This is a genomic window from Pseudooceanicola nanhaiensis DSM 18065, from assembly GCF_000688295.1.
Lineage (GTDB): Bacteria > Pseudomonadota > Alphaproteobacteria > Rhodobacterales > Rhodobacteraceae > Pseudooceanicola > Pseudooceanicola nanhaiensis.
The window spans coordinates 281,217-307,276 of record NZ_JHZF01000013.1; the positions used below are offsets into that span (position 1 = coordinate 281,217).

Annotated in this window: 24 protein-coding genes and 2 tRNA genes; 8 read left to right on the plus strand and 18 right to left on the minus strand. The window is 68.7% G+C overall.

Features of this window, described 5'->3' with window-relative positions:
• Positions 1-31: 31 nt before the first annotated feature.
• The 5 genes from Q344_RS0111435 to Q344_RS0111455 all read left to right on the plus strand — a co-directional run bounded on the left by Q344_RS0111435 (position 32) and on the right by Q344_RS0111455 (position 3,534).
• A tRNA-Lys gene (locus Q344_RS0111435) sits at positions 32-107 on the plus strand.
• A 113-nt stretch (positions 108-220) separates the two neighbouring features.
• Positions 221-637, plus strand: a complete 417-nt coding sequence (locus Q344_RS0111440; protein WP_268238650.1) for a response regulator — start codon at positions 221-223, stop codon at positions 635-637.
• Positions 634-2,916, plus strand: coding sequence for a sensor histidine kinase (locus tag Q344_RS25140; protein ID WP_051630585.1), 2,283 nt, complete (start codon positions 634-636; stop codon positions 2,914-2,916). Before Q344_RS0111440 ends, Q344_RS25140 begins: the two co-directional genes overlap by 4 nt.
• Positions 2,916-3,368 (plus strand): response regulator, encoded by a 453-nt coding sequence (locus Q344_RS0111450; RefSeq protein WP_036539140.1) that lies wholly within the window; start codon positions 2,916-2,918, stop codon positions 3,366-3,368. The genes Q344_RS25140 and Q344_RS0111450 overlap by 1 nt, the downstream gene beginning before the upstream one ends.
• Before the next feature lie 89 nt (positions 3,369-3,457).
• Positions 3,458-3,534 (plus strand) — tRNA-Met (locus Q344_RS0111455).
• A 265-nt stretch (positions 3,535-3,799) separates the two neighbouring features.
• Here the strand turns inward: Q344_RS0111455 and Q344_RS0111460 are convergent.
• The gene (locus tag Q344_RS0111460; protein ID WP_028286822.1) at positions 3,800-4,198 is read right to left on the minus strand and encodes a diacylglycerol kinase; all 399 of its coding nucleotides are present in this window, start codon (positions 4,196-4,198) and stop codon (positions 3,800-3,802) included.
• A 409-nt stretch (positions 4,199-4,607) separates the two neighbouring features.
• Between Q344_RS0111460 and Q344_RS0111465 the strand changes: the two genes are divergently transcribed.
• Positions 4,608-5,945: a serine hydrolase domain-containing protein gene (locus tag Q344_RS0111465; RefSeq protein ID WP_028286823.1), complete on the plus strand. Its 1,338-nt coding sequence runs from the start codon at positions 4,608-4,610 to the stop codon at positions 5,943-5,945.
• A gap of 18 nt (positions 5,946-5,963) precedes the next feature.
• Here the strand turns inward: Q344_RS0111465 and Q344_RS0111470 are convergent, their stop codons facing one another.
• From Q344_RS0111470 to Q344_RS0111510, 8 genes are all read right to left on the minus strand, one after another.
• Positions 5,964-6,461, minus strand: coding sequence for a nucleoside deaminase (locus tag Q344_RS0111470; RefSeq protein ID WP_028286824.1), 498 nt, complete (start codon positions 6,459-6,461; stop codon positions 5,964-5,966).
• On the minus strand, positions 6,454-7,422 hold the full coding sequence (locus Q344_RS0111475; RefSeq protein WP_156954695.1) for an ABC transporter ATP-binding protein: 969 nt from the start codon (positions 7,420-7,422) through the stop codon (positions 6,454-6,456). Before Q344_RS0111475 ends, Q344_RS0111470 begins: the two co-directional genes overlap by 8 nt.
• Positions 7,419-8,387 (minus strand): ABC transporter ATP-binding protein, encoded by a 969-nt coding sequence (locus Q344_RS0111480; protein WP_028286826.1) that lies wholly within the window; start codon positions 8,385-8,387, stop codon positions 7,419-7,421. Before Q344_RS0111480 ends, Q344_RS0111475 begins: the two co-directional genes overlap by 4 nt.
• Positions 8,384-9,814: a chlorohydrolase family protein gene (locus Q344_RS0111485; protein WP_028286827.1), complete on the minus strand. Its 1,431-nt coding sequence runs from the start codon at positions 9,812-9,814 to the stop codon at positions 8,384-8,386. Before Q344_RS0111485 ends, Q344_RS0111480 begins: the two co-directional genes overlap by 4 nt.
• Before the next feature lie 202 nt (positions 9,815-10,016).
• The gene (locus Q344_RS0111495; RefSeq protein WP_028286829.1) at positions 10,017-11,198 is read right to left on the minus strand and encodes an amidohydrolase family protein; all 1,182 of its coding nucleotides are present in this window, start codon (positions 11,196-11,198) and stop codon (positions 10,017-10,019) included.
• A gap of 5 nt (positions 11,199-11,203) precedes the next feature.
• Positions 11,204-12,199, minus strand: a complete 996-nt coding sequence (locus Q344_RS0111500) for an ABC transporter permease (protein ID WP_308423368.1) — start codon at positions 12,197-12,199, stop codon at positions 11,204-11,206.
• On the minus strand, positions 12,192-13,184 hold the full coding sequence (locus Q344_RS0111505; protein WP_028286831.1) for an ABC transporter permease: 993 nt from the start codon (positions 13,182-13,184) through the stop codon (positions 12,192-12,194). Before Q344_RS0111505 ends, Q344_RS0111500 begins: the two co-directional genes overlap by 8 nt.
• A 55-nt stretch (positions 13,185-13,239) precedes the next feature.
• Complete coding sequence (locus tag Q344_RS0111510) at positions 13,240-14,808, minus strand: ABC transporter substrate-binding protein (RefSeq protein WP_028286832.1); 1,569 nt, start codon at positions 14,806-14,808, stop codon at positions 13,240-13,242.
• Between the two features lie 163 nt (positions 14,809-14,971).
• Here Q344_RS0111510 and Q344_RS0111515 point away from each other — a divergent pair, with 163 nt between their 5' ends.
• Together Q344_RS0111515 and Q344_RS23815 are read left to right on the plus strand one after the other, a co-directional pair.
• The gene (locus Q344_RS0111515) at positions 14,972-15,661 is read left to right on the plus strand and encodes a GntR family transcriptional regulator (RefSeq protein WP_028286833.1); all 690 of its coding nucleotides are present in this window, start codon (positions 14,972-14,974) and stop codon (positions 15,659-15,661) included.
• The gene (locus Q344_RS23815; protein ID WP_036539145.1) at positions 15,658-16,320 is read left to right on the plus strand and encodes a flavin reductase family protein; all 663 of its coding nucleotides are present in this window, start codon (positions 15,658-15,660) and stop codon (positions 16,318-16,320) included. Before Q344_RS0111515 ends, Q344_RS23815 begins: the two co-directional genes overlap by 4 nt.
• Positions 16,321-16,327: 7 nt before the next feature.
• Here the strand turns inward: Q344_RS23815 and Q344_RS0111525 are convergent, their stop codons facing one another.
• From Q344_RS0111525 to Q344_RS0111565, 9 genes are all read right to left on the minus strand, one after another.
• Positions 16,328-17,017, minus strand: a complete 690-nt coding sequence (locus tag Q344_RS0111525) for a FadR/GntR family transcriptional regulator (RefSeq protein WP_036539532.1) — start codon at positions 17,015-17,017, stop codon at positions 16,328-16,330.
• 20 nt (positions 17,018-17,037) lie between these two features.
• Complete coding sequence (locus Q344_RS0111530; protein WP_028286835.1) at positions 17,038-17,865, minus strand: sulfite exporter TauE/SafE family protein; 828 nt, start codon at positions 17,863-17,865, stop codon at positions 17,038-17,040.
• On the minus strand, positions 17,866-18,615 hold the full coding sequence (locus Q344_RS0111535) for a DUF1028 domain-containing protein (protein WP_028286836.1): 750 nt from the start codon (positions 18,613-18,615) through the stop codon (positions 17,866-17,868).
• Complete coding sequence (locus tag Q344_RS0111540) at positions 18,615-20,405, minus strand: gamma-glutamyltransferase family protein (protein ID WP_028286837.1); 1,791 nt, start codon at positions 20,403-20,405, stop codon at positions 18,615-18,617. Before Q344_RS0111540 ends, Q344_RS0111535 begins: the two co-directional genes overlap by 1 nt.
• An 18-nt stretch (positions 20,406-20,423) precedes the next feature.
• Positions 20,424-21,302 (minus strand): ABC transporter permease, encoded by an 879-nt coding sequence (locus Q344_RS0111545; RefSeq protein ID WP_028286838.1) that lies wholly within the window; start codon positions 21,300-21,302, stop codon positions 20,424-20,426.
• Positions 21,302-22,246, minus strand: a complete 945-nt coding sequence (locus Q344_RS0111550; protein ID WP_028286839.1) for an ABC transporter permease — start codon at positions 22,244-22,246, stop codon at positions 21,302-21,304. Before Q344_RS0111550 ends, Q344_RS0111545 begins: the two co-directional genes overlap by 1 nt.
• Positions 22,247-22,320: 74 nt before the next feature.
• The gene (locus tag Q344_RS0111555) at positions 22,321-23,829 is read right to left on the minus strand and encodes an ABC transporter substrate-binding protein (protein WP_028286840.1); all 1,509 of its coding nucleotides are present in this window, start codon (positions 23,827-23,829) and stop codon (positions 22,321-22,323) included.
• Between the two features lie 58 nt (positions 23,830-23,887).
• Positions 23,888-24,967 (minus strand): ABC transporter ATP-binding protein, encoded by a 1,080-nt coding sequence (locus Q344_RS0111560; RefSeq protein WP_028286841.1) that lies wholly within the window; start codon positions 24,965-24,967, stop codon positions 23,888-23,890.
• Positions 24,967-25,950 carry an ABC transporter ATP-binding protein gene (locus Q344_RS0111565; protein ID WP_036539149.1) on the minus strand — a complete coding sequence of 328 codons (984 nt, stop codon included), beginning with the start codon at positions 25,948-25,950 and terminating at the stop codon, positions 24,967-24,969. Before Q344_RS0111565 ends, Q344_RS0111560 begins: the two co-directional genes overlap by 1 nt.
• Positions 25,951-26,060 lie beyond the last annotated feature (110 nt).

A 26,060-nucleotide genomic window follows, 5' to 3' on the forward strand; every position in this document is an offset into this window, starting at 1 on the left:
AAACGGCTGACCTTAGACGGGCGCCCTGAGTGGGCCGTTAGCTCAGTTGGTAGAGCAACTGACTTTTAATCAGTGGGTCGCAGGTTCGAATCCTGCACGGCTCACCACTGAAACCTCCCTGCAGTTCGAACGATCCTGCGCGCCGAGACCTCTCGAGCGCTTACGAAGGCTCAATCTTTTGCCGCTATCCCCGGGGATGGAAGCGAAAGCGACGGCAGATATGCAGAATTCATGTCCCGCCCGGCCAGGGCGCCCGGGCGCAGGGCGCCTCCGAGCCCTCGTCATCGATGACAGCACCTTCGATCTGCGCCTTGTGACGCGGCACTGCAAACGGCTGGGGATCGACGTCACCTGCGCCCGCTCCGCGGCGGAGGCGCGGGCCCGCCTCGACGGCGGCGGTTACGATCTTCTCCTCGTCGATCACGCGCTCGGCGCCGCCACCGGGTTCGATGTGCTTGCGGCGCTCGACGGGCACCCCGCCCTGCCGCGGCGGCGCATCCTGCTGACCGGAAACGACGACCCGCGCATCGCGGCGGAAGCCGCGGCGCAGGGCCTTGGCGCCTGTCTCCCGAAATCCGCGCTCGGCAGCAGCCGGATGGCCGCGCTCCTGCGCGCCGGACCGGAGGCAGAGGCATGAGCAGCGTGCTGAACCTCCCCCTGCGCAGCCGCCTGATCCTGCTTGCCGTGGCGGCGGCCCTGATCACCGGGGCCGTCACGAGCGCTGCGGCCTATTTCCTCGTGCGCGGGTCAGAATTCGCGGCCGCCGACCAGCGGCTCGGGGCGGCCGCGCGCCTGCATTCCGCAAAGCTCCGCGCCACCCTGGACCTGATCCGCGCGGACGCTGCGTCGATCGCCGCCATGCCCGCCGTGCCCGGCATCATCCGCAGCAGCACGAGCGCCGACGGGACCGATGCGCAGGAACGGTCCGATTTCGCGCTCTGGCAGCGGCGTCTGGAAACGATCTTCGCCGCGATCCTCTCCACCCGGCCGGCCTATACGCAGCTGCGCTACATCGGTATTGCCGACAACTGGAAGGAGCTCGTCCGCGTGAACCAGGGCGCCGAGGGCCCGACCGCGGTCCGGGGCGACGCCCTCCAGTCCAAAGCGGCAGAGCCCTACCTGCAGCATCCCGATTTCCTCGCCGCCGGGCGAACGCTCTTCTCGCAGGTCACCTACAACCGCGAGCAGGGGCGCCGCGACGGCCCCCCGACCCTGCGCTTCGTGCAGCCGGTTTTCGATGCGCAGGGCCAGCTCTTCGGGGTCGTCGTGATCAACGCCGACTTCGCCGAGCTCCTGCGCAGCGCGGGCTTCGATCCGACAGAGGGCAACCGCGTCCACGTCCTGACGGATTCCGGCGATCACATGAGTTTCCGCGCCGAGGCAGCCCCCGCGACGCTGCAATTCCACGAGGACGCGGGCTGGGCCCCCTCGCCCTTCGCCGCAGCCGTGGCAAGCGGGGCGGGCCGGACGGAGCTGGCGCGCGTCGCGGGCTCGGCGGTGCGCTCGGCCAGCATCGTCGCCAGCCGGGCCGAGGCGCCCCTGACCCTGAACCTTCTCGTGGAGACACCGCTCACCGCGATCCATGCCGCGGCGCGCGCCGCATTGCTGCGGACCGCCGTCGTCTCGGCCGTTCTCGTCCTGCTGGTCTGGGTGGTCGCGCAGAATGTGGCGGCCCGTCTGCCGATCGCACGGCTCGCCGCCGCGCTCCGTGACGCGGGCTCCGCGGTCGGATTCGACCTCACGAGCCTGCCCGATGACGAGACGCGCGAAGTGGCCCTCGCCTTCTCGCGGATGTCCAACGATCTTCTCTGCCAGACCCTCCGCGCGGGGGCTGTCTTCGAGAGCGTGCCCGACGGCGTGGTCACGATCGACGCCGACGGCCGCATCGAAAGCGCCAATCCCGCGATGACGCAACTCTTCGGCTATTCCGAGGCGGAACTGATCGGCGCGCCGGTCGGCATGCTGATGCCGGACGCGATCGCCGCGCGGCATCCCGGGTTCGTGGACGGCGCGACCGAGCTGTCGGGCCGGCAGGTGATGGCTGCGAACCGCGACATCCGCGGGCGCCGCAAGGACGGCAGCCTCGTCCCGCTCGAGATCTCGGTATCGCGATTCCATTTCGGCGGCGCCAACCATTTCGTCGGGGTCCTCCGCGACATCACCGAACGGCGCGAGGCCGAGGCCGAGACCGCCGCGCTGGTCGCCGCGCTGCGCCGTTCCAACGAAGAGCTCGACAAATACGCCTTCGTCGCATCCCACGACCTGAAGGCGCCGCTGCGCGTGATCGACAATGTCTCGTCCTGGCTCGAAGAGGATCTCGAGCCTGTCCTGACCGACGACACCCGCGACAGCCTCGCCATGCTGCGCAACCGCGTGCGGCGGATGGAACGGCTGCTGGACGACCTGCTGATCCATTCCCGCATCGGCCGGACCGAGGAGCGGGCGGTGCGCATCTCCGGTACGGAACTGGCGGAGACCCTGCGCGATCTCGTCGATCTGCCACCGGCCATGGAGCTGGAGATTTCCCCGCAATTTTCCGGAATAGAGATCCCGAACATGCCGATCACGACGATCCTCCTGAACCTCGTGAACAATGCGATCAAGCACCACGACCGGCCGGATGGCCGCATCATGCTCGACGTGAACGAGACCGTCGGGGGCTACGAGTTCACCGTGACCGACGACGGTCCCGGCATTCCACCCAGATATCACGCCCGCATCTTCGAGATGTTCCAGACCCTCCGGCCGCGGGACGAGGTCGACGGAAGCGGCCTCGGCCTCGCCATCGTGCGCAAACATGCCGAGGTCGCGGGCGGCCGGATCGAGGTCGCCTCCGACGGCGGGCGCGGCACGCGGTTCACGCTGTTCTGGCCGCACGACCCGGCGCCGGCCCTGCCGACGGGGCGGGCCGCGTGATGCGCCGCGCCTCCAGATCGCAGGCCACGCTCGACATCATACTCGTCGAGGATGACGATGCCGACGCCAAGGCCGTGCACCGCGCGCTCGAGAAGTCGCAGGTCGCCAAGCCCGCCGCCCGGCTGACCGACGGGGTCGAGGCGCTCGCCTATCTCCGCGGCGAAACCGGAACGCCGCCGTCTCATTACGTCCTGCTGGTCGACCTGAACATGCCGCGCATGAACGGGCTGGAGCTGCTGGCCGAGATCCGACGTGATTCCCGACTGCACGGCGCCGTGGCCTTCCTGCTGACCACCTCGGCGGATTTCGGCGACATCGCCGCGGCCTATGAACAGAACGTGGCCGGCTACATCGTGAAGGAGAATGCTGGCACGGGCTTTGCCGATCTCGTCGGCACGCTCGACCATTACCGCCGCCTGGTGGAACTTCCCCGCATCGAGGTGCGTCATTGATGCGCCGCGCTGCCGCGGCGGCACCGCGCCCCGGCGCCGGAATTCCCACTTGACGGGGTGCGGCGCTTGGCATATCCGACCCGTCGTTCGGCGGAGTAGCTCAGTTGGTTAGAGCAGCGGAATCATAATCCGCGTGTCGGGGGTTCAAGTCCCTCCTCCGCTACCAAACTTCCCCTTCCTTTCCGGTTGCGTCGGCTGCTCCGAAGTCGTCCTGGCACGTTGGCGGTCCGCGCTCCCGCAAAGAGCCGCGGGCAGCACCTGAATCCCGGCGCAGCGCGGCAGGGTAGTCTCCGGAATGAATTTTAAGCGTCGGTTTGTCAGCCGGTCCGTCCGCGTGCAGCGCTCCGACGGTGCCGCGATGAGGGAGGCGATCTTCACCCCAGGCCGGCCATTCCGGGCCGTTTCGCGCCAGCCACGCGGCGCGCGCGCCCTCACGCGAGCCCGGTGCAGACGGCAGCCACCCAGCCGGCATTGGCGAGGATCAGCAGGCCCACGGCCAGCGACCCGAGGTCCTTTGCATCCTTCGCATCTTCGGACCATCCGGGCGAGACGCGGTTTGTCAGCACTTCCAGCGCCGTGTTGATCGCTTCGACCGCCAACAGAAGCAGGAACAGGATCGCGGCGACAAGCACGTCGACGGCCGAGGCCCCCGCGCCCCAGAGCGCCGCCGCGCCAAGTGCCGCTCCGAGGCATTCCATCCGCGCGGCCGTCTCGCGGGACAATCGCCGCAGACCGGCGAGCGAATAGCCGGTCGCGTCCCAGGCATGCCGGAGGCCACGGCGCCGCTCCGGGATCCGCGGGTCGGAACGGGGGTCCGGACGCTCTCCCATCAGGCGGCCTCCGGGGGATCATACAGGTGGAGAGTATTGCGTCCGGGTTGGGCGCTTGTGCCGGAACGCGAGCCGCCGGAGCGTCGGCTCCGGGCCGAGAGTAGGATGATCGCCGGCATTGCGCCCTCCGTGTCCCATTGCGCGTCGCGGGGGCCCGGGCACGGCCGCGGGTCCTGCCGTCGCAGGTGGTCATGATTTGCCCCGCCGCGCAACCGGGTGCCACCCGTCCAGCCACGCGACGCCGGGCAGCGCCCCGTCCGGCCGCCCCGCGATCCGGCCGTGCCCCCACGTCGCGCTGGCCTGAACCGGAAAGCTGAGGGAACATCGCGCAGGACCCGGGCCGACGAAGCCTCTGCCCCGGGTTGCGGGATCATCAGGGGGGCGCCGGGCGACCGGCCGGGGACATGAGATGTTGGGCAAGGCACTGAAGATCATCATCGGCACCCTCGTGCTGATCGTGGTGGCCGCGGCGGGCTACCTGCTGGTCGCGCCGCCGGACCTGCTGCGGGTCGGCACGAATTATTCGGCCAAGATCGTCTGTTCGAACGTCTTCCTTGCCGGGCGCGACGCCGAGGACGTGCTGGCGACCGACGTGCAGGCACCGGGCCATCCGCTGCTGAAATATGTCTCGGTCGACACCGACACCGAGGCACGGCGCGTGACGGCCCATGTCTTCGGCATCTTCGCCCCGGCGGTCTCGCAGTACCGCGACGGTCTCGGTTGCAGCAACCTGCACGAGGCCGAACCGGCCGAGGCGGCCCGGCTCGCCGCAACCGCGGCGCCGGATGGCCTCTGGCCCGAGGGCGACCGGGTCGCGCCCTCGCAGGATACCGGGCTGGCGGCGATCCTGTCGGATCCCGCACTGCTCGGCGACGGTTACCGCGCGGTCGTCGTGGTCCGGAACGGGCGCATCCTGGGCGAGGCCTATGCGGAGGGGTTCGACGCCGGGACCCCGCTGCTTGGCTGGTCGATGACGAAGACGGTCGTCGCCGGGCTGATCGGCACGCTGATCGAGGCAGGCCGGGTCGAGCTGGGCGATCCGCTCACCGACAGCTTTCCCGCCTGGGCCGAGGACGACAGGCGCGACATCACCGTCGAATCCATGCTGGCCATGGCCAGCGGGCTCGAGTGGAACGAGGATTACGGCGACGTCTCGGACGTGACGCGGATGCTCTATCTCAACGACGACATGGCCGGCTTCGCCGCGGGCCGCCCGGCGCGCGCGGCGGTCGGCAGCGTGTTCAACTATTCCTCGGGCACCACCACCATGCTGTCGCGCTTCTGGCAGGACCGGGTGGGCGCGGAGAGCCTGTCCTATCCCCGCGCGGCGCTGTTCGGCCCGCTCGGCATGGCCTCGGCGGTGATGGAACCGGACGCGGAGGACACCTTCGTCGGGTCGAGCTACATGTACGCCACCGCCCGGGACTGGGCGCGCTACGGGCAGTTCCTGCTGCAGAAGGGCGCGTGGAATGGCCGGCAGATCCTGCCCGAGGGCTTCACCGACTGGATGTTCGAGCCGACCGAATCCTCGGGCGGGCTCTATGCGCGCGGCCATCTCTGGCGTGAATCGCCGGGCGATCGCCCGGCCTTCGAGGATGCGGTCTGGCTGCAGGGCCATGACGGGCAGTCGGTCGGCATCTTCCCGTCGCGCGACATGGTGATCGTCCGCATGGGGCTGACCCCCTCGCGGCTTGGCTATTCGCCGCTGCCGCTGGCGCAGGCGGTGATCGCGGAGCTCGACGGCTAGGCGCGGATTGCCGGTAGGTCAGCCACCGGACCGGGCCCGCGCGGCCCATGCGTTCAGCACCTCGGCCGCCGATGCGGCGAGGTGCTGGCTCGCGGGCATCCGCCGCGCGGCCACGGGATGCCCGCATTCATGCCGCAGATGCGCCGGGTCTATCGGGAAGCGGGCGCTTTCGGGCAGCGTGCCGAGCGCGGCGCCCGCCTGGTCCATGTCCGCCGCGTAATAGAGCACCGAGATCCCCGCGATCCCCATGGCCGCGACGCAGAGCGCGCAGGGCTCGCAGGAGGTGTAGAGCGCGCAGCCCCGCAGATCGACCGTGCGGAGGTTTCGGCAGGCGTCGCGGATCGCCTCGGTCTCGCCGTGCGAGGTGGGATCGTGGTTCATCACCGAGCGGTTGATCCCCTCGCCGACGATCCGGCCGCCCTTGACGACGACGGCGCCGAAAGGCTCCGTCCCCGGCGTGTCGAGCGCCTGCCGCGAGATCTCGATGGCGCGGCGCATGAAGGTCTCGTCATACATCGGCCGTCTCCTCGCAGGCGAAACAGGCGACGCGGCGGTCGTGCACCTCGGGGCGGCGCTGCGGGCGCTCGGCCCGGCACCGGTCGAAGGCCAGCGGGCAGCGCGGATGGAAGCTGCAGCCCGGCGGCGGCGAGACGGGGGAAGGCACCTCCCCGCCCATCGGGCTCCGGTCGCGCTTCGGCGCTTCGAGGTCGGGGATCGTCTCGAGCAGCAGCCGCGTATAGGGGTGCAGCGGGGAGGCGAAGAGATCGGCGGTCGGCTGGATCTCGACGATCCGGCCAAGGTACATCACCGCGATCACGTCGGCCATGTGCCGCACCACGCTCAGGTCGTGGCTGATGAAGAGATAGGTGAGGTCCATCTCCTTCTGGAGCCGCTTCATCAGGTTCAGCACCTGCGCCTGCACGCTCACATCCAGCGCCGAGGTCGGTTCGTCGCAGACGAGGAACTCCGGCTCTCCGGCGAGCGCCCGCGCGATCGAGATGCGCTGCCGCTGCCCGCCCGAGAATTCATGCGGGAACTTCAGGCCGTCCGACGGAGACAGGCCGACGGTGCGCAGCAGCTCGTCCACCCGGGCCGAGACCTCGGCCTCCGGCGTGCCGGGCCGCAGCGTGCGCAGCGGCTCGGCCACGATGCGTCCCACCCGCCAGCGCGGATTGAGGCTGGCATAGGGGTCCTGGAAGATCATCTGGAGCCGGTCGCGATCTCCGTGGAAGCGGATCGCCCCGCCCGAGGGCGCGTGCAGCCCTGTCACCAGCTTGGCGATGGTGCTCTTGCCGCAGCCCGATTCCCCGACCAGCGCCAGCGTCTGGCCGCGCCGGATGATGAAATCCACCCCGTCCACGGCGCGGAGCGTCCGGCGCGGCTTGCGCTCGATCAGCCGGTTCAGCCAGGGGGCGGACACGTCGAACCGGCGTTCCAGCGCGTCGACCTCGAGGATGGCATCGGGGCGCAGGCTCATGCGGTTTCTCCTTCGAGGGCGAGCCAGCAGGCGGCGCCGGGCCCGTCGATGCGGGGCACCGCGCGGCGGCATTTCGGCCCGGCATGTTCGCAGCGGGGATGGAAGGCGCAGCCTTGCGGGATCGCGTCGAGCCGCGGCATCGCGCCTGGGATCATCCGAAGCTCCTCCGCCTCCGACCGAAGGCTCGGGATCGAACCCATCAGGCCCGCGGTATAGGGATGCTGCGGCCGGCGCACGACGTCCTCGACCGCGCCGACCTCGGCCAGCCGCCCGGCATACATCACCGCCACCCGGTCCGCGGTTTCGGCGATCACGCCCATGTCGTGGGTGACCAGCATCACGGCCGTGCCCCGCTCCCGGCAGAGCCGTTTCAGCAGCGCCGTGATCTGCGCCTGGATCGAGACGTCGAGCGCGGTGGTCGGTTCGTCCGCGACGATCAGCTCGGGCTCCGCGCAGAGCGCCAGCGCGATGACGATGCGCTGGCGCATCCCGCCCGAGAACTGGTGCGGGTAATTGTCGATCCGCTCCTCCACCGCGGGGATCCCCACCTCGCGCATCAGGTCCCTGGCCCGCGCGCGCGCCTGCGCCTTGCCGAGGTCGGTGTGCAGGCGGATCGTCTCGACCAGCTGGTCGCCGACCCGAAAGAGCGGGTTGAGAGAGGTCAGCGGGTCCTGGAAGATCGCCCCGATGCGACGCCCGCGGATGTCCTGCATCTCGCGGTCCGAGAGCGTGTCGATCCGGTCGCCGGACAGGTGGATGGCGCCGCTGGCGATCCGGCCGGGTGGCTCCAGCAGGCCGAGGATCGCCATGCCGGTCATCGACTTGCCGGCGCCGGATTCGCCGACCATGCCGAGGATCTCGCCCTTCCGGATGGTCAGAGAGACGTCGTCCACCGCCGTCAGGATGCCCTTCCGTGTGGGGAATTCGACGCGCAGATTGCGGACGTCGAGCACGATGTCACTCATTCGCGGATCCTTTCGTAGCTCGGGGTGAAGATCTCGGACAGCGGCGGATGGCCGACGGTCCGGTCGGGATATTGCGCGATCAGGCGGTCGAATTGCACCTGCGCGCGGGCGGCATCGGCGGCCTCGTCGATGCCGGGAATGACCCGGTCGGCCATGACGCGGCGCCCGTCGATCCAGACGTCCCGCACGTCGCGGCCCGAGGCCCCCGTCATCAGGCTCTGCACCGGGTCGGTGCCCTGCAGGAGGCGGGCGAGGTCGATCACCGCGATATCCGCCCGGGCACCCGGTGCGAGCCGGCCCAGATCGTGGCGACCGAGCGCCTGCGCCCCGCCGAGCGTCGCCGCGTCGAACATCGCCTCGGCGCGGATCGCCTCCATCCCGTCCGACAGGCGCGCGGTGATCATGCCGATCTGCATGTTCAGGATCATGTCCGGCGGGAAGGTGTCGGTCCCGAGCCCGATGTTGATCCCCATGCTGCGGCATTTCGGGAAGGACCGCAGCATCCCCCCGTGCCGGGCCGAGACCAGCGGGCAATGGACCAGCGTCGCGCCGGCGTCAGCGATCAGGGCGAACTCGGCCTCGGTCGCGTGGGTGCCGTGCGGCAGCAGCCAGTTCGGCCGCAGGGCACCGATCCGGTCGAGCCATTCGATCGGTCCGCAGCCGTGCTGCGCCTGCACCAGACGCAGCTCGGTCGGAGACTGGGCGCAGTGCTGGCGCACCGGCGCGCCCATCTCGGCCGCGATGGCAGCGGTCCGCGCAAGGAGGGTTTCGGTGCAGGTCTCGATCCGGTCGGGGGCGAACATCGCGCGGATGCGGCCCCCCGCGGCACCGTCGATACGGCGGGCGAAGGCGGCGGCCTCCTCCAGCCCCTGCAGGCCGCGTGCCTCGTCATGAACCGCGCGGATGGTGCCCTGCGCATCCGTCACCTGCCCGCCGGTGCGATAGGCGGGGCCGAGATAGACCCGGAGGCCGAGGTCCTCGGCCGCGGCTGCGGCATCCTCGAACTCCTCGACCGTCTCGCCCCATTCCCGGTAGAAGAGCGAGGCGATCGGCAGCGCGGTGGTGATCCCGTTGCGGATGAGCTGGGCGAAGGCATGGTGCTTCTGGAAGGCCAGTTCCTCGGGCGTATACATCTCGCGCGGACCGGCGGCGACGTAGCTCTCGGGCCAGACCCGGCCCTTCCGCCAGGCGGGCCCGTTGTCGTAGCCGAGGATCGTCGTGTCGAGATCGGAGAGCGCGTCGAGGTCTATGAACCCCGGGGAGATGACGGCCTCGCCGTAGTCGATCCGTCGGGCGACCTCGCCGTCGAAGGAGGCGCCCACATGCTGCACGGCATCGCCCTCGATCACGACGACGCCGTTCTCGTGGACGACGTGGCGGTCGTCGCGGTGGCCGATGACCCAGCGGGCGGAGAGGAGGGTCTTCATTTCGGGCCGTCCATCGCGCTGCGTTCGATCAGCATGGCCCGGCGGGACGCCGGGCCGCGCCCGAGCCTCCCCCCGAAAGGGCGCATCCTCTCCGTCCCGCGCCGAAACATCGGCATGGGCACGATCACGCCGCGCATCGCTCGCAGCAGGGATGCGCCCACCCAGGGCCGGACGCGGCCCTTGCCTGTTTCCCTAGGATCGCTCACGGCGCCTCCACCACGCATTTGCCATCCCGCGCGGTGACGTCCCCGCCCTTCAGCACCAGCTTCCGCGGCGCCCGGGTCACCACCGCCTCGGCCAGCGTCTCGCCCTCGACCAGCACGCAATCCGCGCGGCAGCCGATCTCCAGCCCATAGCCCTCGTCCCCGATGATCGCCGCACCGCCGTAGGTGCAGATCTCGAGCGCCAGCTCCAGCTCGTCGTCCCGCCGGAACCCGTTGCGCTGCCCGACCGCCATCGCCTTCTCCAGCATGTCGGAATTGCCGTAGGGCCCCCAGGTATCCCGGATGCCGTCGCACCCCGCTCCGACGAGGATACCGAACGCGCTCAGCTCCTTCACCGCCGGGACCGGCGCGGCCGCGGGCGCGGTCGTCAGGATGTGGATGCGGTTCTCGGCGAGCTTCTCCTGGAGCCCCGCGACATAAGCCCGGTCCACCGCGCCGAGGCAGAAGGCGTGGGAGATCGCCACCTTGCCCTGCATCCCGTGCGCGACCGTCCGTTCGATGATCTCCTCCATCGAGAACCAGCCGAGCGCGTCGCGTTCATGCAGGTGGATGTCGATGGGCTTCCCGTGCTTCTCGGCCAGCGCGAAGACCGTGTCGAGATGCCCTTTCGGGTCCTTCTCCATCCCGCAGGGGTCGATCCCGCCGACCAGCTCCGCCCCCATGGCCAGAGCCTCGTCCATCAGTTCGGCCGTGCCCGGCCGGGTCATCATGCCGGACTGCGGGAAGGCGACGATCTCGATGTCGATCATGCCCTTCAGCTTCTCGCGGGTGGCCATGACTCCCTCGATGCCGGCCAGCCCGTGATGGGTGTCGACGTCCACGTGGCTCCGGATATGCGTGCAGCCGTGCGACATGGCGAGGATGGCGTGGCGCTCGGACTGCACCTGCGGGTCAAGCCCGAGAGAGACCTTCACCTCGCGCTCGTTGTCGATCTTGTCGATCAGCCGCGGCCCGACCTCGTTGCGATACCACGGCAGCCCGAGGAGCGACTTGTCGAGATGGGTATGCGCCTCGACCAGCCCGGGGATCAGGATACGGCCGCCGCAGTCGATGACCTCGGCGCCCTCTCCGGCCGAGGCGGCGAACCTGCCGTCCACGATGTGCAGCTCTGTCGCAGCGGCCCCCATGGGGCGGACGTTCTTGAGGGTCTTGGGCGTCATCTTGGTCACCGGAGTTTGGGGTTGAGGGCGTCGCGCAGCCAGTCGCCGATCATGTTGACCGACAGCACGATCAGGCAGAGCTGGATCGCGGGGAAGACCACGATCCACCACAGGCCCGAGAAGAGGTACTGGTTGCCGATCCGGATCAGCGTGCCGAGCGACGGCTGGTCCGGAGGCATGCCCACGCCGAGGAAGGAGAGCGTCGCCTCGGACAGGATCGCCAGCCCGAAGTTCAGCGTCGCGGCCACCATGATCGGCGTCATGCAGTTGGGCAGGATGTGGTGCAGCATGATCCGCCACGCCTTCACCCGGATCAGCCGCGCCGCCTGCACGTATTCCTTGCGGCTCTCGACCATGGCCGAGGCACGGACCGTCCGGGCGTATTGCACCCAGGAGGGCACGGCGATGGCGACGATCAGGATGGGCGCCGCGAGCACGTCCTTCAGCCCTGTCGGCAGGGAGGCGGAGGCAACCGCGGTGATCAGGATCGCGATCAGGATGAAGGGCATCGACAGGAGCACGTCGCCGATCCGCATGATGACGTTGTCCGACCAGCCGCCGAAGAACCCGGCGACGAGCCCGAGCGCCAGCCCCACGGCCAGCGCGAGGATGACCGAGGCAAAGCCGATCACCAGCGAGATGCGCGAGCCGTAGAGGATGGCCGAGAGGATGTCCCTCCCCTGGGTGTCGGTGCCGAGGATGTAGGGCCACTGCCCTTCGGCGTTCCAGATCGGCGGGATTTCGGAATTCCAGAGCTCGAGCGAGGACAGGTCATAGGGGTTCTGCGGCGTGATCCACGGCGCGAGGAAGGCGGTCAGCGCGATCAGCGTCAGCAGCCCGGCCGCGAAGATCGCCGAGGGGTGGCTGCGGAAGGAGAACCACAGGTCGCTCTCGCGCAGCCGCTTCAGGCGCGAGCGGCGGACCGGAACCAGCGTCGCGTCGGTGGCGGTGCGCATGTCGGGTGTCAGGGTCTTGTCCATCGGGTCCTTGGCCTCAGCCATGTGCGCCACCGGCGCGGGCGGTGTCGTCCCTGAGCCGCGGATCGACCCAGGCGTAGGTGATGTCGACAACCGTGTTCAGCACCACGAAGATCAGCGACACCAGCATCAGGTAGGCGGCCATCACCGGGATATCGACGAAGGTCACCGCCTGGATGAAGAGCATGCCCATGCCGGGCCACTGGAACACCGTCTCGGTCACCAGCGCGAAGGCGATGAGGTTGCCGATCTGCATCCCCGTCAGCGTGATGACCGGCATCAGGCAGTTCCTGAGCGCATGGCGCCAGTGGACGCGGCCCCTGGGCACGCCCCGGGCGCGGGCGAATTTCACGTAATCGGTGCGCAGCGTCTCGAGCATCTCGGCCCGGACCAGCCGCATCACCATGGTGATCTGGAAGATCGAGAGCGAGATCGACGGCAGGATCAGCGCCTGCCGGCCCGATGGCGTCAGCAGGCCGGTGGACCACCAGCCGATGTCGACCGTCTCGCCGCGGCCGAAGGCGGGCAGCCAGCCCAGCGTGACCGAGAAGAGCAGGATCAGCATGATCCCGACGACGAAACTCGGCAGCGAGATCCCGACGATGGAGCCGGTCTGGAGCACGTTCGCCAGCGCCGAATTCCGGTGCACCGCCGTCACCACCCCCAAGGGGATCCCGACGACGAGGGAAATCACGGTGGCCACCAGCACCAGCTCGAAAGTGGCGGGGAAACGGTCCTTGATGAGCACGGTGACGTCCTGCTGGTTCCGGTAGGAGATGCCGAAATCCATCTGCGCCGCGTTCACGACGAAGCGGACGTACTGGGTGATGAACCCGTCGTTCAGCCCCAGCCTTTCGCGCAGCTCGGCGCGGTCGGACTGCGTCGCCTGTTCGTTCACCATCATCTCGACCGGATCGCCGAAGAAACGGAAGATCACGAAGGCGAGGAAGGCGACGGCCAGCATCACGAAGATGGCGTTGGCTGTGCGCTTGATGAGAAAGGCGAGCATGGCTGTCTCCGGGGGTGCAGGTTGGGCCGGGCCCGCCGGGGCCCGGCCGTCAGGCTCACTTCATCGTCGCGAACCAGAGCCGCGGCTTGTTGTCCGGGAAGAGCGGCATCGCGGACACCTCGTCGGTCACCGCCCATGCCATCGGCTGCTGGTGCAGCGGCAGCATGATGTGCTCTTTCTTCACGATCCCGAGCGCCTCGGTCTCGAGCGCCAGCCGCTTTTCGAGGTCGAGCTCGCTGCCCGCCGCGTCGATCAGCTTGTCGAGCTCGGGGAAGGACCAGCCGCCCCAGTTGAACACGCCGGAATTGCCTTCCTTGGTGTGGAAGATCTGCAACAACGGCGAATAGGCGTCGAGCATCGGCAGCGTCGCCCAGCCAAGGATGTAGACGTCGGTGTTTCCGCTCGTCCGCTTCGGCGTCTGCACCGCGCGCGGCGCCACGTCGAGCTTGGGGGCAAGACCCACGCGCGACCACATCGAGGCGATGGCCTGGCAGAACTGCTCCTCGTTCACGAGACCGTCCGAGATGCAGCTGAACTCGAAGGACAGCCCCTCGGGCACGCCCGCCTCGGACAGCATCTGCCTGGCGGCGTCGGGGTCGAATTCCGGCAGCTCGTCCAGCTCGGGCGCATAGCCCGGGATCGGCGGGGCGACGGTGGCACCCGCGATGCGGGACTTGCCGCGCATGACCTTCTGGTGGATCAGGTCGAGGTCTATCGCCTTGTAGAGTGCCTCTCGCACCTTCACGTCGGTGAAGGGATTGGCCTCGCTGGTGGTGAGCGTCTCGCGGAACGGGAAGCCGATCATCACCGTCCGCAGGTCGACACCTTCCAGCACCGAGACGTTCGGCGCGGCCTCGAGCCGCGGAAGGTCCTGCACCGGCGCGTCGTTGGTGAAGCTGATCTCGCCCGAGAGCAGCGCCGCGACCCGGGTGGCCGCCGAGGTCACCGGCAGCAGCTCGAAGCCGTCCAGGTTGTGCTGGGGCGTGTCCCACCACTCCGGGTTCTTGACGAAGACGGTCTTCGCGTCGGGCTGCCGGCTCTCGACGCTGAAGGGTCCGGTGCCGTTCGCGTTGTAGGTGGCATAGCCCTCGACCCCGGCGCCGATGTCCGTCGGCTTCAGCGCGTCATGCTCGGTCATCCACTCCTCGTCGAAGATGTGGATGTTGGTCAGGTCGTTCAGCAGCAGCGGGTATGTGCCGTTCAGCTTGATGTCGACGGTCAGGTCGTCGACCGCTTCCGACGAGACATAGGCCGGCAGGTTCCCCTTCAGCGGCGAGGCGTCGTCGCTGACCCGGGCGAGCGAGGCGACCACGTCGGCGGCCGTGAAGGGATTGCCGTTGTGGAAGGTCACCCCCTCGCGCAGCTTGAACCGCCAGGTCACCTGGTCGTCGAGGATTTCCCAGCTTTCGGCCAGCGCGGGCTCGATCTTGAGATCCTTGTTGTAGCGGACGAGACCTTCGTAGACGTGATTGAGCACGTTGATGGTGAAGCTGTCGCCGTAGGAATAGGGATCGAGCGAGCCGATGTCCCGGTTCGCGCCCCATTTCAGGACCGAATCAGCCGGCGCCGCCCCGGCGAGGGTCGCGAGCGCCGCAGATGCGAGCAGTATCTTCCGAAGTTTCATTCTGGTCATCCCCTGTCGAGTGGATTGTATTTTAGAATCGCGAAGATTGGATACGATACAACAGGCATGCAGACCGGCCGGACACGATGCAAGTAAATTGTATCCAATTGACGTAAAAAATCGCATGCGATATGACGAGTGCAGGAAAGACAGGCGGACGGACATGAGCGACGGCAAGAACACGCTGACCACGGCAGTCTACGATCTGCTGCGAAAGGCCATTATCGAACAGGCTCTGAAGCCCGGCATGCGCCTGCCCGAGGACACGGTGGGCGAGCAGTTCGGCGTGAGTCGCACCATCGTCCGCCATGCGCTCGTCCGGCTCGAGAACGAGGGCCTTGTCGTCACGCAGCGCAATCGCGGGGCCTTCGTGGCCGAACCGTCGAAGGAGGAAGCGCAGCAGATCTTCGAGGTGCGGCGCATTCTCGAGAACGAGGTGATCCGGATCCTCTGCAATCGCATCCCCGACACTGGATACGATCAGCTCCGCTCGCATGTCCGGAACGAGGAAGGCGTGCGCGGCAAGGACGGCCCCGTCTCGATCCGGCTGGCCGGAGAGTTCCACGTCCTGCTCGCCGAGCTGACCGGCAACGAGATCCTCGCCCGCTACGTTTCCGAGGTCGTGATCCGCTGTTCGCTCATCATGTCGCTCTATGCCCGCAGCCATTCCTCGGACTGCGCCGTCGACGAGCATTCCCAGATCATCGACGCGATCCAGTCCGGTGACGCGGAGCGGGCCATCGCGATCATGGACCATCACCTCGGCGCGGTGCAGGGACGGGCGGAGCTGGCCCGCCAGCCCGACAGCATCCGCTCCATCCTGTCGCATTACGGAAAGGAGCTCGCGCAATGAGCCACCACGCGCTGGATTTCGACGCGCTGACCCCGCGCGAGGCCTACAAGGTGATGATCGGCACCATCGTCCCCCGGCCGATCGCCTGGGTCACGACGGTCTCTCCGGACGGCGTGGTGAATGCGGCGCCCTATTCCTTCTTCAACTGCCTCTCGGCCGATCCGCCGATCCTCGCCCTCGGGGTCGAGAACAAGCCCGACCGCAGTTTCAAGGACACGGCGTGGAACATCCGGATGACCGAATGCTTCACGGTGAACATCGTGGACCGCGCCAACGTCGCCGCGATGGCCGCCACCGCCGCTGCCTTCGGACCCGAGGTGGACGAGGTGCGGATGGCGGGCCTGACCACCGTGCCCGGCGACCGGATCGCCGCACCCCGCATCGCCGAGGCGCCGGTCGCCTTCGAATGCCGCCGCTACCTCGGGATACAGGTCAGCTCCGCGCGCGAGATCATCCTGGGCCGGATCGTGATGGCCCATGTCCGCGAGGACATCATCGACACCGCGACCTGCTATTCGGATCACGAGAAGCTCGACGCCATCGGCCGGATGGGCGGCAACGGCTATGCCGGGACGCTCGACTATTTCGACTGGCCGACGCCCAGCGTGGAAGAGGTGGAGGCCGCCTCGGCCCTGGCCCCGGCACGACGCCGCGGCTGAGCCGGGCTCAGTCGCAGATCACCGAACGGGCGCCGCGGTTGCGCAGCATCGCGTTCGAGACGGTGATCAGGTGATCCTCCATCAGATGCGCGGCCTCCGCCGCGTCGCGCCCGGCGATCGCCACGGTCAGCGCCTCGTGCTGGCGGCCCAGCAGGGTGATGCGGCGCAGGGAATGGGTGTGCCGGCGGGCGTCGGTCCAGCGCGCATGGCGCCGGACCGCGCGGACGGACTGGTAGATGCTGAGGAACAGCGGATTGTGCGCAAGCTCCGCGATCCGGTAGTGAAAGACCTCGTCCGCGGCCTCGTAGGCCGCCATGTCCTCGACCCCCAGCGTCGCCTGCATCAGGCGCTTGAGCGACTCGAGCTCGGCCCGGCTGGCGCGTTCGGCGGCCAGCGCGGCGAGCGCGGGCTCCACCTCGATCCGGACTTCCATGACGTTCTGCGGCGTGACCTGCCGGGCCAGCGCCTCGTGCCCCGCCACCTCGAGCGCGGGAGGCGGCGAGATGAAGGTGCCCTGCCCCTGGTGACGGAAGAGGCGCCCCTCCTCGGTCAGCCGGTCCAGTGTCCGGCGCAGCCGCGCGCGGCTGATGCCCATGGCCTCGGCCAGCCGCCGCTCCGGCAGCAGCCGGTCGCCCGAGACGAAGCGCCCGTCGTCGATCCCGCCGAGGAGCAGGGTCAGGATGTCGTCGTCGCTCATCGCCTCCTCCGCGCGGCTGATCACATGGCGTGCATGATCAAATCGCGCACCATGTTCACGGCTGTTGCCACGAGGAACAACCCGAAGAGAAGCCTCAATCTGCGTTGCGGGATGGAATGTGCCAGAGAGACACCAACCCGGGCGAATGTCGTGGTCAGCGGAACGAGGAACACGAGCAGGATCAGGTTGACATAGCCCAGCGAGAAGGGCGGCAGGTCCGCCTGCCCCATGCCGGTGATGGCATAGGTGATCGCGCCGGGCACGCCGATGAAGAAGCCGATGGCGGCCGAGGTGCCGACCGCGCGCCGGATGTCGTAGCCCAGGAAGTTCAGCACCGGCACGCAGACCGTGCCGCCGCCGATCCCCATCATCGCCGAGATCGCGCCGGCGAAGACGCCCGAGCCGATCCAGACGGGCCGCGAGAAGCTGCGCGGGGTCTCGGAGGCCGAGGGTTTGCGGAAGATCATGTCCATCGCGACGATGAAGGCCACCACCGCGAAGACCGCAATCAGCACCTGCCCCGAGACGACGCCGCCCACGATGGCGCCGCCGACCGTTCCGACGAGGATCGAGGGCGCCCAGAGCTTCAGGAGCTGGACGTCGATCGCGCCTTTCTTCCAGTGGCCCCAGGACGAGGAGGCCGAGGTGAAGATGATCGACGCCAGCGAGGTGCCGACCGCCACCTGCATGATGAGGCCGGGGTCCATGTCGGTGAACGACAGGGCAAGGTAGAGCGCCGGGACGATGACGATCCCGCCGCCGACGCCCAGAAGGCCCGCGAGGATGCCGCCGGCGATACCGGCGAGGACGGCGATACCGGCGATGAGCGCGATGTGGGTGGGATCCATTCAGGCCTCGGTGCTTGTGGCGCGGGAGGCCGAGGGGCGGCCCTCCGCGCGGCGTTGGTCTTCGGCGGCGGCGATGGCCGCGTCGATATGGCGGCGGTCGGTCGTGCCGGAGAAGTTGTCGGCGGTCGGGAAGGTCTCGGCCACCATCAGGTAGCGTTCGCCCGCGACCTCGAGCAGGCGCGCGAGTTCCGTCAGCGGGTCGTCGTGATCGTCGATGCGGAGCGACAGGTGCGCGTAGTCCTGCCCGCGGTGGATCGTCAGGCCGGCGGCCTGCCTGCCGCGCTTGTCGCCGCCCGCGGCCTCGCCCGCCTGCATGGCGGCAAGGAGCCGGTTGGCGAGCGGGCCCTGCGTTTCGGCGAAGGTGCGGGAGGTCTCCTCGATCACCTCGGGGCCCGCGAGCATGTTGCCCGCCACGGAATGATCCGACCGGATCAGGTGCCCGCACCACGGGGTGCAATCGTCCCCGGTATGGGCGGCGAAGGCGCCGTGGCTGTCCATCATGTGCGACTGGCGCAGCGCCTGCCCGCCGTCCCGCGCGCGGAAATCCTCGAGCACGGCCTGCGCCGCCTCGCCCGCCTTCAGCCGCGCCAGCCCCTCGACCCCCCAAAGCGGGTTGACGAAGGCCTGGGTGGCCACGGCGGCATTCGCGCCCACGTAGGGCACGGCGGCCCCACAGGCGAAGAAGCGGGAGGCGACGGCGATGCCGATCTCTCCCGTGCGCTCATCCCTTGCGACGATCGACCAGGTCATCAGCGCCCCACGGCATAGGCCTGCATCAGCCGCGGCGTCGCGGCGGCGCGCAGGGTGCCGTCCGCCTCGCGCATCGCAGCGGTCAGGCGGCCGACGGTCCAGGGACCGGCGACGTGGACGATGTGGCCCCGGTCGCGGAGCCCTTCGATGGTCGCTTCCCCCACGTTCGGCTCGATCATCATCTCGGCGGGCTTGCAGGCGCGCGGGTAGAAGGACCCCTGGAAATGCATCGAATGGAAGAGCGGCGCGTCCATCCCCTGCTGGAGCGACAGCCCGTGGTGGACGAAGCGCAGGAACCACACCAGCTGCCACTGGTCCTGCTGGTCACCGCCCGGGGTGCCGAAGGCCAGCAGCGCGCCGTCCTTCTCGGCCATCGAGGGCGTCAGTGTCGTGCGGGGCCGTCGGCCGGGCGCCAGCGTCAGCGGCTGGCCGTCCTCCAGCCAGTACATCTGCGCACGGGAGTTGAGCGGGAAGCCCAGCCCCGGCACCACCGGGTTCGACTGCAGCCAGCCGCCCGAGGGCGTGGCCGAGACGGCATTGCCCCAGCGGTCGATCACGTCGAGGTGCACGGTGTCGCCCTTGCGGTCGGTCAGATGCGCCATGGTGGGCTCCTGCGCGGCGACGTCGGAGACCTCGTAATTCCGGGTCGAGCGGGCGATGCAGGCATCCGCGAGATGCTCGAAGCCGGGAACGCGGCCCGGGCGCTGCTCGGTCGAGGCCGTCTCGGTGATGAGCCTGGCGCGTTCGGCGGCGTAATCGTCCGACAGGAGGTGCTCCATCGGGATCTCGCTCTGCGCCGGGTCGCCGTAATAGGCCTCGCGGTCGGCATAGGCGAGCTTCATCGCCTCGATGACGGTGTGCACGAACTCCGCCCCGTTCGGGTCCATCGACGCCAGGTCGAAGTGCTTCAGGATCTGCAGCGCCTGCAGGAGCACCGGCCCCTGGCTCCAGCTCTGGGTCTTGTAGACCGTCCAGCCGTGGTATTCGACCGAGAGCGGGGTCTCGACTGTGGCTTCCCAGCCCGCCATGTCCGCCTTGGTCAGCACGCCCTTGTGGGTGCTTTCCGAGACATCCATGACCTCGGCCTCGGCAACGAACCTGTCGATGGTCTCGGCCACGAAGCCCTCGGCCCAGGTCCGGCGGACGGCGTCGATCCGGGCCTCGCGGGTGTCGCCCTCGGCGCTGTCGGCGAGCCGCTGGTAGGTCGCGGCGAGGTCGGGGTTGCGGAAGAGCTTGTGCGCCTCGGGGGCCTTGCCGTCCGGGCACCAGGTGGCGTGGGACGAGGGCCAGTGTTCGGCGAAATACGCCGCGAGCCCCGCGATCTGGTCGGCCACGCGCGGCAGCATCGGGTGGCCGTCGCGGGCGTAGCCGATGGCGGGGGCGAGGATGTCGGCGGGCTCCATCGTGCCGTAATCGCGCAGCATCAGCATCCAGCCGTCGAAGGCGCCGGGGATCACGGTCGCGAGGTGGCCGGAGCCCGGGATCAGCGCGTGTTCGCCGCCAAGTTCCTTGCGGTAATGCTCCAACGTCGCCCCGGCGGGTGCCGGGCCCTGGGCGCAGAGGACCTGCACGTCGCTCTCGGCCTGCCTGAAGATCGCCGGAAGGTCCCCGGCGGGGCCGTTCAGATGCGGCTCGACGATCTGGAGCGTCAGGCCCGTCGCGACGGCGGCATCGAAGGCGTTGCCGCCCTTCTCGAGGATGCCCATGCCGACCGTCGAGGCGATCCAGTGGGTGGAGGTGACGGTGCCGAAGGTGCCGCGGATCTCGGGGCGCGTGGTGAAGTCGTTCATCTCATCCGTCCTTGGGTATTACGTTTCGCGGGGATCGAGCGCGTCGCGCAGCCCGTCGCCCAGAAGGTTGAAGCCCAGCACGACGAGGAAGATCGCGATGCCGGGCCAGAGCGCCATCCAGGGCGCCTGGTTGAGGAAGTTCTTGGCCGTGTTCAGCATCGAGCCCCAGGACGGCGCGGGCGGCTGCTGGCCGAGGCCGAGGAAGGACAGCGACGCCTCGGCGATGATCGCGGTGGCGACGGTGAGCGTGGCCTGCACCAGAACGGGGGGCAGCACGTTCGGGAAGATGTAGCGCGACAGGATCTTCATCGTCGGCAGGCCGATGGCATTGGCGCTTTCGACGTAATCCTCGGCAGCGACCGAGATCACCTGGCCCCGGGTCAGGCGGATGAAGATCGGCGTCGCCGACAGGCCGATGGCGATCATCGCGTTCCCGAGCGACGGCCCGAGGAAGGCGGCCAAGGCAATGGCCAGGATCAGGAAGGGCGCGGCCAGCAGCGCCTCGGTGCAGCGGGAGATGACGCTGTCCGTCCAACCGCCGAAATACCCCGCCGCGATTCCGAGCGGCACCCCGATGCCGAGCGCGATCGCGACCGACAGCACGCCGGCCATGAGGGACGCACGCGCCCCCCAGATCAGGCGGGACATCACGTCGCGCCCGATCTCGTCGGTGCCCATCGGGTGGGCGAGCGACGGCGCCTTGCGGACCGCGCCCCAATCGGTCGCGGTCGGGTCGGGGATCGGCAGGATCGGGGCGAGGATCGCGAGCAGGACGAAGAACAGGACGATCACGCCGCCCAGCATCGCGCTGCGGTGCGAGCGGAATTTCTTCCAGACCCGGCTCTCGGATTTCGCGTCCAGCGCCTCGGCGCCAGCGGGTTCGGCGACATGGGCCATCACTGCTTCCTCAGACGGGGGTTGAGGGCGAAATAGGCGGCATCCGCGACGAGGTTCATGATGATGAACCCGACGGCGGTGCAGAGCACGATCCCCTGCACCACGGCATAGTCACGGTTGAAGACCGCATCCACGACGAGCTTGCCGAAGCCCGGGATGGTGAAGATCTGCTCGGTCAGGACGGCGCCCGCGATGAGCTCGCCGAAGAGCAGCGCCATGAGCGTCACGATCGGGACCAGCGCGTTGCGGAAGGCGTGTTTCAGGATCACCCGCCGCTCCTTCAGCCCCTTGGCGCGGGCGGTGCGGACGTAGTCGGATTTCAGCACGCCCAGCATGGCCGACCGGGTGTGGCGCATCAGCGTGGCGGCGAGCGCGGTGCCCAGCACGAAGGCGGGCATCAGCATCGTCTTGATCGAGAGCCAGAGATCCTCGCCCGGCGGCACGTAGCCCGAGGCGGGCAGCAGGCCCCATTTCACGGAAACGAGCAGGATCAGCATGATCCCCAGCCAGAAGTTCGGGATCGAGAGACCGGACAGCGCGATCAGGTTCGCCGCGTAGTCGAGGACGGTCCCCTTCTTCACCGCCGAGACGATGCCCATGGGCACCCCGATCGCGATGGCGAAGATCATCGCCATGATGGCGAGCTGGATGGTGACGGGCAGCTTCTGGAGCAGCAGCTCGCTCACCGGCTGGTTGGAGCGGAGCGAGATGCCCAGATCGCCCTGCACCACGCCCGTGACCCATTTCACGTATTGCACCGGCAGCGGGTCGTTGAAGCCGTATTTCTCGCGGAGAAAGGCGATGGTCTCGGGGTCGCGCTCCTCACCGGCCATGGCGAGGATCGGATCGCCCGGCAGAAGCTGCTGGAGCGAGAAGACGAAGATCGAGATCAGCACGATCGTCGGGATGGCAACGAGGATCCGTCGGCCGATGAAGGCAAGCATGGCGGGGTCCGGTTCAGACGAGAGGAGCAAAAGGACCCGCGGCCGGAGGTGGTCCGGCCGCGGGCGGGTTCAGGTCACTCGGAGAGCGAGACGCCCTCGAGACGGATCATGCCGTCGGCGTAGGGGGTGAAGCCCTCGACGCCCTCGGCCAGACCCCAGATCCAGGTCGGGTGGTACAGGTAGACCAGCGGGCTGTCCTCCATGAGGATGTCGCGCGCCTTGTTGTAGAGCTCCTTCCGCTCGGCCGTGTCGTTGGTGACGCGGGCGGCGTTCAGGTACTCGTCGACCTGCGCGTTGGAATAGCCGGAATCGTTGATCCCGCCGCCGGTGGTCAGGAACTGGTGGATGTTGCCGTCCGGATCGACCCGGCCCGACCAGCCGACCTGGCTCGCGGTGTAATCGCCCGCGGTCTGGTCCTGCAGCATCGTCGCGAATTCCTTCGACACGATCTCGATGGTGATGCCCGCTTCGGCGGCCATCGCCTGCACCACCTGCATCACCTGCTGCGGCTCGGTGGAGTTCGGCGCCTGGATCTCGATGGTGATCCCGTCCGGGTAGCCGGCTTCGGCCAGCAGGGCCTTGGCGGCTTCCACGTCACGCTCGGGGATCGGATGATCCGGGTCGAACCAGGGCGAATTCGGCGGGAACGGCTGGTTGCCGGCCGCGAAGGCGCCGTTGAAGACGACCTGGTTCAGCGCTTCGCGGTCGATGGCGAGGCTCAGCGCGCGGCGGATCTTCGAATCCTCGCCCAGCGGGTTCTTCGCCTTGTCGCCGTTGCCGACGTTGATCGTGATCCCCTGGTAGCCGAGCGAGACGGCGCTTTCGATCTGCACCTTCGGGTCGGCCTTGGCCTGTTCGAGGTCGGTGGCCGAGACGCGGTCGACGATGTCGACGTCGCCCGACTGCAGGTTCGCCAGACGCACGGTGTTGTCCGGGATCGGCAGGTAGGTGACGGTCTCGAAGTTGATCTCGTCCGCGTTCCAGTAATCGGCGTATTTCTTCAGCACGATCCGGTCCTGCGCGACGCGGTTGTCGAAGGCGAAGGGGCCGGAACACACCGGGTTGGAGCCGAAATCGGCGCCCGCTTCCCGGGCCGCGGTCGGCGAGATCATCATGCCGGCGCGGTCCGCGAGCTGCGCCAGCAGCGTCGCGTCGGGCTGCTCGAGGTCGAGGCGGATTTCATATTCGCCCAGCACCTCGGTGCCGGTGATCGAGGCGACCTCGGACTTGCGGCGGCTTTCCTCGAGGGTCTGGGACCGCTCGATGTTGTAGGCCACGGCCTCGGCGTTGAAGGGGGTGCCGTCGTGGAAGGTGACGCCTTCGCGCAGCTGCATGGTCAGCTGGGTCTGGTCGTCGTTCCAGCTCCAGTCCGTGGCGAGCTGGCCTATGAGTTCGAGCTCGGGCGTGATGTCGACGAGCTTGTCGCAGAGCGCGGTATAGACGATCCGGCCCACGAAGGTCCGCGACTGGTCGGGATCGAGCACGTCGGCATCGGATTGCAGCGCGATGCGCAGGTCCTGCGCCTGGGCGCCGAGGGCGCTGGCGCCCATCAGGACCGCGGTGAGGGTGAGTTTGCGTAGCATTCGAGACTTCCTTTCTGTTGGCAGAAGACGGCGTTGACCGCCGCACGTTGGTTTCTTGTCAGGCCTGGCGGTCGGCGATCGCCTGCGCGTAGAGGGCGAAGCGGCGCTCCGCGCCCGCCGTCCGGGCGGGCGGTTCGGGATGCGACCCGGAGCCGTGCTCGGCCGTGATTTCCTCGGAATAGTGACAGGCGGCGCTCTGCCCGTCCGCGATCTCGCGCAGCTCGGGCACGCGGGTGGCGCAATCGGGTCGGGCGAAGGGGCAGCGGGTGTGGAAGCGGCAGCCCGCGGGCGGGTTGGCGGGGCTGGGCGTCTCGCCGTTCAGCGCGATCCGTTCGCGGGCCGTGCCGAAGACCGGCTCGGGGACCGCCGAGAGCAGCGCGCGGGTATAGGGATGGCGCGGCGTCTCGAAGACCTGGTCGGCGGTGCCGAGCTCGACGATCTGGCCGAGGTACATCACCGCGACCCGGTCGCTCATGTGCCGGATGACGGCGAGGTCATGGGCGATGATGACGAGCGTCAGGTCGAATTCGTCCTTCAGGTCGTGCAGCCGGTTGATCACCTGCGCCTGCACCGAGACATCGAGCGCCGAGACCGGCTCGTCCCCGATCAGCACGCGGGGGCCGGTGGCGAGCGCCCGGGCGATCCCGATCCGCTGGCGCTGGCCGCCCGAGAATTCGTGCGGGTAGCGGTCGGCATGTTCGGGGCGCAGACCGACGCGGCCCAGCAGTTCGGCCACCTTGGCGCGGCGGTCGCTGGCAGAGAGGCTCGGCGCGTGGACCTCGAGCGGTTCGCCGATCAGCTTGCCCACGGTCATGCGCGGGTTCAGCGAGGAGAACGGGTCCTGGAACACGAACTGCATCTCGCGCCGCAGCTCGCGCAACTCGCGGCCCTTCAGGCCCGCGATGGACTTGCCCTCGAAGAGCGCGTCGCCCTCGGTGGGTTCCAGCAGGCGCATCAGCAGGCGTGCGAGGGTCGATTTCCCGCAGCCCGACTCGCCCACGATGGCGAAGGTCTCGCCCTGCCGCACCTTGAGCGAGACGCCGTCCACCGCGCGCACGGTGCTGGCCTTGCGGCCAAGCCCGCCGCCCGAGCGGAAGTGCTTCTTGAGGTCGACCGCCTCGAGGATCGTTTCGGCCATCAGACAGCCTCCAGCCGGGTTTCGAGCGGCGCGAAGTGACAGGCGACGCGGTGATCCCCCGCCACGGGGGCCAGCGGCGGCACGGTCGCGCAGACGGATTGCGCGAAGGGGCAGCGGGTCGCGAAGCGGCAGCCCTCGGGCATCCGGTCGGGCGTCGGCACGAGGCCGGGCACGGTCGAGAGCCGCTGGCGCGGGCCGGTCAGCTTCGGAACCGAGGACATCAGCCCGATGGTGTAGGGATGCTGGGGATCGTCGAAGATCTCCTGCGCGGTGCCGATCTCGACGATGCGGCCCGCGTACATGACGGCCACCCGGGTCGCCACCTGCGCCACCACGCCGAGGTCGTGGGTGATCATGATCGTCCCCATCCCCGAGCGGTCCTGCAGCGAGGCGATCAGGTCGAGGATCTGCGCCTGCACCGTCACGTCGAGCGCGGTGGTCGGCTCGTCCGCGATCAGCACGGAGGGATCGTTGACCAGCGCCATCGCGATCATCACCCGCTGGCGCATGCCGCCCGACAGCTGGTGCGGGTATTCGCCCAGACGCTGCTTCGCCGCCGGGATGCCGACCTGCTCCAGCGCCTGCAAGGCGCGGTCGCGGGCCTCGGCCTTGGAGCCGCCCCGGTGGGCGCGCACCGCCTCGGTGATCTGGTCGCCGATCTTGTAGGCCGGGTTGAGCGAGGTCATCGGCTCCTGGAAGATCATCGCCATCCGGTCGCCGCGCAGGGTGCTCAGGCGGCGGAAATCGTCCGCCGGGATCGCCTCGCCCTCGAAGGTGATGGTGCCCGAGGAGATCCGGGTGGCATCCGGCGGCAGGAGCCCCATCAGCGACAGCGCCGTGACGGATTTCCCGCAGCCGGATTCACCGACGATGCAAAGCGTCTCGTTCCGGTTCAGCGCCAGGCTGACCCCCTCGACGAGATCGGTCGCCTGCCCCCGGAACCCGAAGGACAAATTGTCCACTTCAATCAGGGATCGAGGCATCGCTTTTCCCATCGTCTCCACTCGTCACCTGCTCCCGGGAGACCAGGAGCGAAACCAAATACGGATTGGTTCTTTTCGGACGAGTTCGGTGAGCTTGTCAACGCTCGTCT